General features: G+C 63.0%; 10 protein-coding genes and 1 pseudogene. 2 read left to right on the top strand and 9 right to left on the bottom strand.

The window, feature by feature from the left end; translation table 11 throughout:
• Positions 1-2: 2 nt before the first annotated feature.
• A complete protein-coding gene (gene deoC / locus SO156_RS32555; protein WP_458150106.1) occupies positions 3-1,013 on the bottom strand; it encodes a deoxyribose-phosphate aldolase in 1,011 nt (336 codons plus the stop codon).
• 264 nt (positions 1,014-1,277) lie between these two features.
• Here deoC and SO156_RS32560 point away from each other — a divergent pair, with 264 nt between their 5' ends.
• A complete protein-coding gene (locus tag SO156_RS32560) occupies positions 1,278-2,072 on the top strand; it encodes a DeoR/GlpR family DNA-binding transcription regulator (protein WP_458150077.1) in 795 nt (264 codons plus the stop codon).
• Positions 2,073-2,146: 74 nt separating this feature from the next.
• Here SO156_RS32560 and SO156_RS32565 read toward each other — a convergent pair whose 3' ends face one another.
• The 6 genes from SO156_RS32565 to SO156_RS32590 all read right to left on the bottom strand — a co-directional run bounded on the left by SO156_RS32565 (position 2,147) and on the right by SO156_RS32590 (position 10,486).
• Positions 2,147-3,298 (bottom strand): substrate-binding domain-containing protein, encoded by a 1,152-nt coding sequence (locus tag SO156_RS32565; protein WP_458150076.1) that lies wholly within the window; start codon positions 3,296-3,298, stop codon positions 2,147-2,149.
• Between the two features lie 102 nt (positions 3,299-3,400).
• Positions 3,401-4,393 carry an ABC transporter permease gene (locus SO156_RS32570; RefSeq protein ID WP_458150075.1) on the bottom strand — a complete coding sequence of 331 codons (993 nt, stop codon included), beginning with the start codon at positions 4,391-4,393 and terminating at the stop codon, positions 3,401-3,403.
• Positions 4,390-5,955: a sugar ABC transporter ATP-binding protein gene (locus SO156_RS32575; RefSeq protein ID WP_458150074.1), complete on the bottom strand. Its 1,566-nt coding sequence runs from the start codon at positions 5,953-5,955 to the stop codon at positions 4,390-4,392. The genes SO156_RS32570 and SO156_RS32575 overlap by 4 nt, the downstream gene beginning before the upstream one ends.
• A gap of 427 nt (positions 5,956-6,382) precedes the next feature.
• On the bottom strand, positions 6,383-7,189 hold the full coding sequence (gene iolB, locus SO156_RS32580; protein WP_498537626.1) for a 5-deoxy-glucuronate isomerase: 807 nt from the start codon (positions 7,187-7,189) through the stop codon (positions 6,383-6,385).
• A 255-nt stretch (positions 7,190-7,444) separates the two neighbouring features.
• On the bottom strand, positions 7,445-9,355 hold the full coding sequence (locus tag SO156_RS32585; RefSeq protein ID WP_458150072.1) for a bifunctional 5-dehydro-2-deoxygluconokinase/5-dehydro-2-deoxyphosphogluconate aldolase: 1,911 nt from the start codon (positions 9,353-9,355) through the stop codon (positions 7,445-7,447).
• Between the two features lie 633 nt (positions 9,356-9,988).
• Entirely contained in the window at positions 9,989-10,486 is a 498-nt protein-coding gene (locus tag SO156_RS32590; RefSeq protein ID WP_498537627.1) for a Crp/Fnr family transcriptional regulator, read from the bottom strand.
• Between the two features lie 233 nt (positions 10,487-10,719).
• On the opposite strand from SO156_RS32590, the gene SO156_RS32595 reads away from it, so the two are divergent.
• Positions 10,720-10,953, top strand: coding sequence for a DUF6894 family protein (locus tag SO156_RS32595; RefSeq protein ID WP_458150070.1), 234 nt, complete (start codon positions 10,720-10,722; stop codon positions 10,951-10,953).
• Positions 10,954-11,478: 525 nt separating this feature from the next.
• Here SO156_RS32595 and SO156_RS32600 read toward each other — a convergent pair.
• Together SO156_RS32600 and SO156_RS32605 are read right to left on the bottom strand one after the other, a co-directional pair.
• The gene (locus SO156_RS32600) at positions 11,479-11,919 is read right to left on the bottom strand and encodes a hypothetical protein (protein WP_458151629.1); all 441 of its coding nucleotides are present in this window, start codon (positions 11,917-11,919) and stop codon (positions 11,479-11,481) included.
• A gap of 86 nt (positions 11,920-12,005) precedes the next feature.
• Positions 12,006-12,194 (bottom strand): annotated as a pseudogene (locus SO156_RS32605) (hypothetical protein); the annotation flags it as partial.

The following is a 12,194-nucleotide window of genomic DNA, read 5'->3' on the forward strand; positions in this document are numbered from 1 at the left end:
TCTCATCCCACGGGGTGGCGGTTGAAGGCCGAGTAGCGACCGGTGACGTGATGCTCGAGCTGCCGCTCGATGTCGGCGAGCAGGCTCGACGCGCCGATACGGAACAGATCCGGCTCGAGCCAGTCGCGCCCCAACTCCTCCTTCATCAGGAACTGATAGTTGAGCACGTCCTTTGCCGTCGAAATTCCGCCGGCCGGCTTGAAGCCGATCCTGTGTCCCGTGCGCTCCTGATACACGCGGATCATCCGTAGCATCGCGAGCGTCACCGGCAGCGTCGCATTCACGCCTTCCTTGCCAGTGGATGTCTTGATGAAGTCGGCACCGGCCATCATGCAGACCATCGACGCCTTTGCGACATTGCGCAGCGTCTTGAGATCGCCCGTGGCAAGGATCGTCTTCAGATGCGCGTCGCCGCAAGCGGCGCGAAAATCGCGAACCTCCGCGTAGAGGGCTCGCCAATCGCCGGTCAACACATGCTCACGGGTGATGACGATGTCGATCTCCCGCGCGCCGTCCCGGACGGACGCCTCGATCTCCTTGAGCTTCAGGTCATGCGGCACAAGACCTGCGGGAAATCCGGTGGAGACCGCAGCGACCGGGATGCCGGATCCGTTGAGCGCCTCGACGGCGGTCGCAACGAAGCGATGATAGACGCAGACAGCGCCAGTATGCAGCTCGCGCGCAGCAAAGCCGAGCGCCGCTAGGAGATCGCCGCGCACTGGGGCCTTGGCCTTGGCGCAGAGGCGTTTCACCCGCTCGGTCGTATCGTCGCCGTTGAGCGTCGTCAGGTCGATGCAGGTAACCGCCTTCAGAAGCCAAGCGGCCTGCGCGTCTTTCTTGACCGTTCGCCGGCCCGGCAAGCTCGCAACACGCCTTTCGGCCGCCGATAGGTTGATCCTGATCTCGTCGACCCAATCCATCTCGAGCGCGTGGCCGCTGTTGCGCAAGACCGAGTGCGTATGCCCCTCGCCCCGCGCATGAGGCTGCACGGCTACAGCGGACGCATCCTGTATCAAGACGCTCTGCTTCATCGACGCGCCCGTGCAGTCCTAGCGAATCGACGAGATCGCCAGATAGATTGAATGAACTGATCGCAGCATGTGATCCTCCCTGGTCCTGTCTGCCCGGGGGTTTGCCGCATGGGCGACGGATGGCATCGCTGGGATGTTCCGTTAACCCTCGACGGGCAGCATGTTATAATTATAACATTTCGGCGTTGGCAAACTCACAACATTGTAAGATCATTGTCAACCGGATAAGCAAGCTCGGTGACCAAAATGGCCGAAACACCGAACGCTCGATCAAGCGAAACGCGCGTCCAGCGCCTGCAGAGACTGCGCCGCGCCGTCGAGACGAGCGGAGCGCTGCACTTGAAGGACGCGGCCGGGCTTCTCAAGGTTTCCGAAATGACGGTTCGACGCGACCTCGCCGGACCGGAGGCAGCGCTCGCTTTGCTTGGCGGCTACGTCGTCAACGCGGCTGCGCCGACCGGAATCAAGTACGCGTTCGAGCAGGAGATCGACCAGCACACCCAGGACAAGCGCCTCGCCTGCCGGTCTGCTGCCGCCTCAATCAAGGAAGGCGACACAATCTTCATCGACTGCGGCACCACGATGCAGTCGCTGGCGGACTGCCTGCCCGAAGATCTGCCGCTCTCGATTATCTGCTATTCGCTGAACGTGGCCACGATCGTCACGCGGCGACCGGCCACGCAGGTGATGCTGATGGGCGGGCTCTACCACCCGTCATCGCAGTCATTTGCATCGGACGACGGCCTTTCCTACCTGCGCCGGCTCGGAATCAACAAGGCGTTCATATCCGCCGGTGGCGTACACTGGACCCGCGGCACCAGCTGCTCCAACTTTCATGAGGTAGCGATCAAGCAGACTGTGATCGCGACCGCGATGGAGAGCATTCTGGTCGTCGATGCCAGCAAGCTCGGCAGCCTCAAGCCGGCCTTCTTCTCCGATATCGGCGCGTTTTCGCGGATCATCGTCGGCGGCTCGGCATCGTCAGACATGCGCAAGCATTTCCGCAGCCTTCCCGTGGAATACATCACCAGCGCAGCCTGATCCGGACGGGGGCTGGTTCGCCCGGATCAGGTCTGCTTGGCGATGCGCGGCCTGTGACCACGCATCCCGGTCGCTCAGTTGCAGGCGGGCTTCGCCTTGTTGCAAGCGTCAGCCAGCTCCTGCGGCGGCTCCTTCTTGAAAACCGTCCGGTAGGATTCCAGCACGTTGGACTGCGTCACCGGCAGCGACTGCACACCGATCCAGCCCGGCGTTTCCTTGCCGAGCAGCGCGTTCATCATTGCCATCGCTTCCGCCACGCCCTGGTCATAGGGGCGCTGCGAGCCCGTCGCCTTCAACGGACCACCCTTGGCGATCTCGATCGCCGATTGCAGGCCGAGATCGACCGTGGTGACGGGAATGTCGATGCTCTGCGCCCGCATCGAGCTCAGCGTATCCAGCGCGGGCTGATCCCAGACGGCGAACAATCCCTTCACATCGGGATTGCCGGTGAGGAAGTCGCCCGCGATCTGCGAGACTTTCGGCGGATCGGTGAAATCGACCTGCTTCATTTTGATGTCCGGACGGTTCGCCTTCATCCATTCCCGAACGCCCTTTGTGCGCTCGTTGGTGCTGAAATAGTCGACGCCGAAATTGACGAGGCCGATGGTGCCGCCTTGCGCAACACAGGAAGCAAGGATCTGTGCCGCGATCTGGCCGTTGCCCTGGCTGTCCGCAGAGACCATCGAGGCATACTCTTCTGGGTGCTTCAGGCCGGTCGGGATGCTGTCCATCAAGACCAGTTTGATGCCGGCCATGGCGATCTTCTTATAGGTCGGTGCCGTCGCCGTGAAATCGACCGGGATCGAGATAATGCCGTCGGGATGCTGCTGGATGGTGTTCTCGATGTCGGCGATCTGCTTGTCCACCTGATATTCGGCGGATGCGACGCCCGTCACCGTGACACCGTACTTCTTCAGCGTATCGGTGATGCCCTGGATCTGGAGCTGCGACCAGTCGAGGTTGACCGTCTGCATGGAAATGCCGACCTTGAAGTGCTTCTCCTTGATTTTTGCGGCGTCAGCTTCCGACAGCGCGAGCACCTCGGGCGACGCCGCCTTTTCGCCGTGGGGCCCCTGACCGACGATCGATTTCGGTCCAAGCGTCGCGAGATCGACGCCCTTGACGCAGGTCGCAGGCACTTCGGCGCGGGCCGAGGGGACGATCGAGACGGCTGTCGCCGCGATCAGCGCGGTCAGCGGCAAGGTTTGTCGTAAGATTGGCTTCATTATTTCCTCCATTTTGGCCGCCGATTCACTGGAGGGCCGGCGGCCTTGCCCCCACCCAAGCAGCGCAATGATCCTGTGCTCATGCGCTGCGCTTTAGTCTGACTAGCGTTTCGTGAAGGCGACCGCGGCAACGATGATCGCGCCCTTGATCACGAGTTGCATCGGCGAGCTCACGCCGAGCAGCACAAGACCGTTGTTGAGGGTGCCGATCATCAGGCTGCCGAACAGCGTCCCCAGGATGTAGCCACGCCCCCCGAACAAGCTGCAGCCACCGAGGATCACCGCGGCGATGACGTCGAGCTCCATTCCCTGCACGACGTCGGGCCGCGCGGCATGTGAACGCGCCGACAGCACCAGCGCCGCGAGGCCGGCCAGCGTGCCCGTCAGGACAAAGGCCGCTGTCGTCACCCATTTGGTGTTGATTCCGGAATAGAGCGCCGCGGTCGGGTTGCCGCCGACCGCGTAGATGCGACGGCCGAACACGTTGTAGTGCAGCAGCAGGATGCCGAGGATCGTCGCGACCAGCGTCCAGGCGATCGGCACCGGTATGCCGAGGAACGTGCCTTCGCCGAAGATTGCAAAATAGGTCTCGTTGGTGATGATCACCGGCTTGGTGTTGGTGACCATCATCGCCAGTCCCCGCGCCATGCTCAACGAGCCGAGCGTCACCAGGAAGGATGGGATCGACAGCTGTGTGGTCAGGATGCCATTGAGCAGCCCGATCAGCGCGCCGGTGCCCAGCCCTGCGACCGCCCCCACAACCCAGCTGTTGTTGATCTGGCTCATCGCGAGCGCGGCCGCCATGCCTGATAGCGCCAACGTCGATGCGACTGAAAGATCGATCTGGCGCGCGACGATGATGAACGTCATGCCCACCGCAATGATCGACACCAGCGTCGTCTGGCGTCCGATATTCAGAAAGTTGTCAACCGACAGGAACCAGGGTGAGGACAGGCTGAATACGACGAGCAGGACCACGAAGGCGATGTAGAGCATGTAGGGCCGCTCGCCCCGCAGCAGGCTATGCAGAAGCTTTCGGCGTCGGTCGGATCGGGTCGACGAGGCGACAACGTTGGGCGCGGTGAGTTCAGTCATGCGGGCAGCCCCTGCGATACGCCAGCCTGGTACATTTGAAGAAGATGGTGGAGCTCTTCGGCATCGTCGATCTCCCCGCGCATGAGCGTTCGAGCCACATGGCCATTGACGATCACGGAGATGCGGTCGCAGAGCTCGATCAATTCGACGAGATCCGACGAAACGACGAGGACGCCGGTGCCGTCGCGAACGGCATTCCGGATCACACCGTAAATTTCCTCTCGTGCGCCCACGTCGACGCCAACCGTCGGTTCGTCCAGAAGCAGCACGCGCGGTCGCGGATCGTTCCACTTTGCGAACACGACCTTCTGCTGGTTGCCGCCGGAGAGCGTCCGGACCAGGCTGGAGGCGCCCTGCGCCTTTACCGCGAGCTTGGTGATCGCGGCCGTCGCACGCTTGGCTGCGGCGCGCTGCTGCATCCAGCCCCACCGCGAGAAATAGGGAATACGCGACAGGGTGACGTTGCGCTCGATCGAATGGTCCAGGACCAGGCCCTGCACGTGCCGATCTTCCGGCACTAGCGCGATGCCCTGATCGATCGCATCGGCCGGGCTCTTCGGTAGCCATTGCCGGCCCTCGATCTCGATTGCACCGCTCTCGAGCGGCCGGAGGCCGAACGCCGTCTCGAGAATCTCCGTGCGTCCGCTGCCGATCAATCCGGCGAGGCCGTGGATCTCGCCCTTCAGCAAGGACAGATCGACGGCGCGCAGCCGGTCATTGAACACACCCGACAGGGACAACACCGGCGACGGATCGAATGCGCGCTTCGCTGCGGGCTCGGTGCGCGACGCTGCGGGCGCCAATCGATCGGTTCCGACGATCGCATTCACCAGCCGCTTCATGTCGGTGTCGGCGGTGACGAAAGTGCCAGCATTGGCCCCATCACGGAGCACTGTGACACGCTGCGAGATCTCGAAGACCTCGTTGAGCCGATGGGTCACATAGATCACGCCGACTCCGCGGCGCGTCACCTTCCCGATCGCATCAAACAGGATTCGGACCTCGTCCGACGTCAGCGACGATGTCGGCTCGTCGAGGATGAGCAGCCTCACCTCGCCCATCAGCGCCTTTGCGATCTCGGTCATCTGGCGATAGGCGAACGGCAGCGAGCCGACCGGCGCTTTCGTATCCAGGGGAATGCCGAGCTCCGCCAGGAATGCCGTGGCCTGCGCCATCAGTTCGCGCTTGCGGACAAAGCCGAAACGCATGCGTGGCTCCCGGCCGAGCAAGAGATTGTCGGCGACGCTAAGCGATTCAACCAGGCTCAGGTCCTGATAGACGACCGCGATCCCCGCCTCGCGCGATTTCGCGGGACTGTCGAACGCCACGGGCCTGCCCGCGATCTCGATCGTGCCGCTGTCGAGGGCATGAACACCGCTCAGTATCTTGATCAGCGTGGATTTTCCGGCGCCGTTCTCGCCCAGCAGCGCGTGTACCTCGCCGGCTCGCACCTCGAGATTTACGTCGCGCAGCGCACGCACTCCGCCAAAGCGCTTGTTGATGCCGTTGACCATCACAAGCGGCGCCGGGTGCCGTGCGGCAACCGAACCAGACGGCTCCAAGCTCTCCTCCGTCGTCAACCCCACCACTGGTACGATGGTGACATTTTGTTATTTTTGCAACTTCGTTTGTTATAATTCTATCAGATTGGCCGACTGTCAATGGGAGATCGCCCGGGCGTCTGAGGACACGACGATCCAGCCGCACCTCACGCGGCCGTCACCATCATGCAATAGGAGAAGTATCGTCGGCATCGACATGCGGCCCACGCGCGGGCGCGGCTGGTTCGCCGTACCCGGCCTCTGCGCCACAGCTTCATTGGTTCAAGGCTTGGAGGTTGCGGGCTTCACCATGAGGAAGAGGCAGTCGACCTTACCGAAGCGGTGTCTTTCTTTGGCAAAGACGAGACGTTGAAGCTGACGTCACTTTCTCGAAGAGCGAATTGCCCTGGTCTCGAGCCTGCGCTCTGGATGACCAGACGTCCTCATTTCAGGCATCACGCTTCATGATCCATTCGACCGCTGGGCTCGGCACAAAACGCCATTTGCGTAAAGGGCCGGCCATCACGTTGAGATAGTACATCTCGAAACCATGAGGGGCGCCGCAGGGATGGTGCCCGCGCGGAACCAGGACTACGTCGCCGTCATGCACCGCCATCGTCACGTCGAGTTGTGAATCGTCGGTGTAGACACGCTGAACACCGAAGCCGCTCGATGGTTTGATACGATGATAGTATGTTTCCTCAAGATAGGTGATACGCGGGAAATCGTCCTCGTCGTGGCGATGCGATGGGTAACTCGACCAGTGGCCCGCAGGGGTGAAGACCTCCGTGACCAGCAAGCTGTCGCAGTAGTCCTCGTTCTCCATCGCGATATTGTTGATGTAGCGCGTATTCGTTCCCTCGCCGCGCTCGGTCAGAACAATCCCCTGTGGACCGATCCGGCGTGCCCCGTGCAGCCCCCTGCCGGGGGCAGAACACACGGCGATCGTGCATTCGGTCTCCGCCGTCGCCTCCCAAGCCGCACCGTTCGGCAGATAGACGCAATGTGGTGGCGTCTTTTCAAACACGCTCATGCGCTCGCCGAGACTCCCCCAATCCTGCCCACCGCCAGTCACGGAGGCCTTGCCCTCGACCATGACCAGGACGACCTCACGGTCTTCCGTCGCTTCCGCGGCACGCTCGCCCGGACGCAGCCGGTAGAGCGAGAAGCCGACATAGCGCCAGCCGGCCGATTGTGGCGTGATCTCATGCACCTTGCCGTGTGTGCCAAAGGGCTTGCGTAGCAATTCCGCCATGTGTCTCTCCCGACGTGCCGCACGGTCGACGGCATGACAACCAATCGTGTTACGCAAGCCCGACGCGTGCGGCAATCTCCTTGAGCGTGCAGCGGCTCGCGAACGAGGCTGTCCTGCTTGGCCTCGATGACGATCCAGCCAGAATAGCCATGTTCGGCGGCAGTCGTCAGCGCCGGCTCGAAATCGATGCAGCCTTCCGGATCGCCCGGTACCGTGAACGCTCCGCCTGCGCCGCGGTCAGTCGGATCGTCTTGGTCATGCCGCCTGCTCCCGCGCCACCGCGCGCGCCTCGTCCCAGATCTCGCAGAGCCGGCGGTAGCGCCGTGCCATCTCGGCGACCGCCGCCTCGTCGGACGTCTCCCCCTTGAACCATGCCCGCGCCACCTCGCCGAAGATGGTGCGCCCCACCGCAAAGCCCTTCACCAGCGCGAAACCGGCGGCGACGCGGAAGCTTGCGGCAAGTTCAGCCTCGGGCGCATCGAGACCGAGCACGACGATGCCGCGGGTATAGCGGTCGTGCTCCTCGATCGCCTTGCAGGCGGCATCCCAGGCGGCTGCGCTCGCCAGCGGTTCGAGCTTCCACCAGTCGGGATAGATACCGGCAGCGTAGAACTGCCGGATCAGCGTCGCTGTCGTTGCATCGTCGACCGGCCCGACTTTCGAGGCCACGATCTCCAGCAGGAATTCGAGATTGTTGCGCCGCGACGCCTCAAACAGGCGCTTGACGCTCTCCTCCTGCGCGGCGCGCGTCGCAGCGTCATCGTCCGGGTGGCAGAAGCAGAGCACCTTCACGACGTTTTCGCGCGCCCACTCACCGAGAGCCCCACAGTCTGGCCCCAGCTCCGGCTCGAAGGAGAGTGGCCGCGAGCCCGGCCATTCGCAGGGCCTGCCGATCCAGAGGCCCGAACCGGAGGCGGCGTGGAGCGCGCGCCGGCCGATGCGGTTGTCGCAAAGGATGCCGTAGCCGGGCTGCCCGCCCTGCACTTCGAGCGCGGCCTCGAGGCACAGCTTCTTGAAGGCGCCCCCCTTGGCAAGCGTATAGCCGTCCATCTGCTCGAGCTGCGAGCGATGGTCGAAGGCGAACACCCGGCATTCGGACCAGTCGCCCGACCGATTGGTGGCCCAGTGGACCTGTTCGAGCTCGGTGTCGTGGCGCAGCGCCTTCACCTTGATGCCGCGGATCAGGAAGAACTGGAGCTCCTCCCAGGACGGATAGGCCGGCGTGCAGCCGTGGCGGCTGACTGCAAAGGCGCCGCACGCGTTGGCGTATTCAAGCGCCTTCGGCCAGCGCTCGTCGTCGAGCCAGCCGCGCAGCAGGCCGGCGAAGAAGCCGTCGCCGGCGCCGAGCACATTGAAGACCTCGATCGGAAATCCCGGGCCCATCTCGCCGTCGTCGAGGCTGTCGGGGATGGCGGCAGCGAAGGCGACTGCACCCTTCGCGCCGCGTTTGCAGACGAGCGTCGCCGGGGTTAGCGCACGAACCGCTCGGAGGGCCGCGACCGTGTCGGTCGAACCGCCCGCGATGTGGAATTCCTCCTCCGTGCCGACGATCAGATCGAAGATATGGAGCGTGCCCTGGAGCTTCCTGGTGACCGCCGCGCTTTCGATGAAGCGGCTTTCACCCGCGCCATGGCCGGCGAGGCCCCAGAGGTTCGGGCGATAGTCGATGTCGAGCGCGGTGCGGCCGCCGTGGGCGCGGGCGAGCCGCAGCGCCTTCAGCACGGCAGCTTCAGTCCGCGGGTTCGACAGATGCGTGCCGGTGGCGACGACCGCGCGGGCGGAGGCGATGAAGGCCTCATCGATGTCGTCCTCGGAGAGGGCCATGTCGGCGCAGTTCTCGCGATAGAAGATCAACGGGAACTGGTCCTCGTCGCGGATGCCGAGCAGCACCAAAGCGGTCAGACGCGCGGGGTCGGTCTTGATCCCCTGCACGTCGACGCCTTCCCGCTGGAGCTGCTCGCGGATGAACCGGCCCATGTGCTCGTCGCCGACGCGGGTGATCAGCCCCGACTTCAGCCCGAGCCGTGCCGCCCCGCAGGCAATGTTGGTCGGGGAGCCGCCGATATACTTGTTGAACGACCCCATATCCTCGAGCCGCCCGCCGACCTGCGCGCCGTAGAGATCGACCGAAGACCTTCCGATCGTGATGACGTCAAGTGTTTTCATGAGCCAGCTCCTTGTCAGTGGAAGAGCGACGGCCGACCCGGCATGGTGATGCGATGGACGCGCCTTCGGCCGCTTGTGCGGCGACGCAGGCATCTGAGGCGATCGCTGCGGCAGAGCCGTCCCAGGAGCTGGGACCGGAAACCGTCCCCGTCGTCGCAGCCTTTAGGAAGTTCTGAAGCTCCACGTCATAAGCGGCCACGAAACGATCCTTCCAATCGGCGAGCATAGCATTCTGCAATTTCGCGCCGAGTCGCAACTCAATCGCATCGGCTCAGGAAGGCGCGCCGTTTCATCCTCACCCACGATTTCGCACTGGATGTCATAGCCGTAAGGCAGTCGACGAGCTGACGCCCGAATCCCGGGCTGCGCCGTCTGATCCCTACGCATTGTTGGCGGTCTGCATGAGGGAGTTCAGCAGGGATCTCGTGTCTTTAATGGTCAATCCCACGCGGGGCCGCGGCGACGGCCTGCCTGGGGCAGCGCTTTCTGGAACCTCATCTCTATCAGCCGGAATCGCTATGACTGGGCAAGCGAGCTCGAACGCACCGCCAAGTGGCGTCTTGGAGTACCAGAAGTAGTTCGAGCCGAGAACAGGACATCCGGGACCTGAGTCGCAGTTGCCCCTCAACCAGACTACGCAGACGAACTTGAGTCATTCCTCTCTTGAAATGTCAGCAGTTTGGCAATCCGATTGTCGGCGCGACGGAGCCGTCGACAAAGCTCGCGGTTGATATTCTGCATGACCATCACATAGGCGTGGATATCGGCCTTGTAGTAGGCGTAGAGTTTTCCCGCCGTGAGCTCATACAGCACGGTTGGACTCTCCGCGACGACGGTAGCCGATCGGTTCTGCATTTCGATAAGCGTCATTTCACCGAAAAAATCACCCGGCTCGAGACGTGACATGCGAATGACGCGTCCCGATTCCGCGAGCTTACTCACTATGAGCTCGCCGGAGTGAACAATGAACATCGAGCGTCCCGCCTCCCCTTCCGCTACGATGGTGGCGCCGACGTCGACGCGGCGCTCGATCAGCATTGAGAGCAAGAGTTCGAGGCTCGCATCCGAGAGGCCACCGAAAAACGGTGTGGCGAGTAAGAACGCTTTCAGATCGGTTGAGCTGACAGCCATCGACCTAGTATATGCCAGCCCCCAGCGACGACAAGCGGGCCATGGCCGATCAGCAGGCCGGCTGACGTTAGTCATTGGCCTGGACCGACGTTTGGCGGCGGACCGATCAACGCCCTGTCAGGCTGCCACGCCGCACCATGTGCGCATGATCACGGACGCCCCCTTTGGCCGCCTAGTATGACTCCGGCATGCAAGGGCGAGCCTGCTCGCCCGGATGTTGCCAGGAGGCGCACATGACTCAGATTTATTTCCATTGTTCCAATGCTCGGGGCGTATTGATGGATCGTCGCGGCACATTCGTGTCGGATCTGATCGAAGCATGCGAAGAGGCTACCCGCAGGGTGCGATCGCTCGTCACAGCGACCACCCTGGAAGACTGGCGTCATTGGGTCCTGCATGTCAGCGATGAGGCCGGCGACGAGATCTTCGTGCTGCCTTTCGCATTCGTGCTCGGCAAGTCGCACTGAGTGGATGCCATGCCATCGCGGCTGCCATCAGACTTGGTTTTTCGTCAGGGCGTAGACGCGGTGGTCACCGCGATCATCCAACGTGCGTTTGCCGGAGCGATGTTCGCGCAGGCGCATGTCCGTCGTAGCCATCACGCCATCTCAAGTGCATCGCGCGACTCCAAATGGCACATTTGGGAAAGACCACTTAAAGGTCTTGCCTCCCGGGGTCGTGCAGTGCCTCTCTAATGGAGTTTGCGGATTGGACGGAACAACCGGGCCAGCCGTAGCCGCAGGATCCTGAGTCGTTGTTGGCGTGGTCGTGGACTGTGGTCCGGTGATCGGATCGCCGGCTGAGGCCACCGTCAGTCCGAACGAACCCGCGCTGTGAGCGGACGCTGAGGCCAGAACCATGGCTACAATCATCTTGTGCATCTGATGTCTTCCGTTTTGCCTGGCCGTAAGACCCAGGAATGGCGCGCATGGTCCCGTTGAACGGCTGCGGGAAGTGAGGGGTGGTGGCGGCGACATTGGCACCGAGACCGGTCACATCTTGTTTTGCAGTCCCAGGGCTTTCATCAACCTGTCGAGCGTCTGCTGCGATTGCGGCGAGGCGCCTTTGCGGATCTGCCGGTAGACGTCTGCGTCGGTCGGCGGGGGATCGCGATCGGCATCGCCATCGGCTTCGCCGGGGGCTGCCTGCGCATCCGGGCTTTTGCCGCCCTCGGCGTCGGTCGGATCGCCGGCGCCAGGTTTTGATCTCTGGATGATCGTCGCCGAGTTGCCGCCGTTATGTTGCTCGATGCTGGTGTAGCCGGGGGCCGTTTTGACCTGCTTCTCGGTCTTGGATGGGTCGCCGCTCTGGGTGATCGTGGCAGAATTGCTGCCGTTGTTCACGGACGTCGTCTCCGCCCGCGCGGACGCGCTCGCCAGCGCAGCCATCAACATTGCCGCAAGCACAACCGACTGTCGTTGAATGGGCTTCATGTGTACCTCCTTGACGATGATGTGTGCGTTGGGCGAGGCCGAAACCCGCCCAATCGCCGTACCGCTGGCCCGATTGGCCAGCGGCCTCACCATTGATGGACCCTGACGCGGTTGCCATCGCCGACCTGCATGGCGCCGGCGCTGTTGTCACGGCCATGCTGGCTGGTTCCGGCAAAGTTGCCGTTTCCGAGCTGCAGCTGGCTCGAGCTGTTGCTCGTCCCGGACTGCCGTGCGGTCGCCGACATTCCGTTGCCGGCCTGTACCTGGCCGTTCAT

Source organism: Bradyrhizobium sp. UFLA05-125, assembly GCF_059803515.1.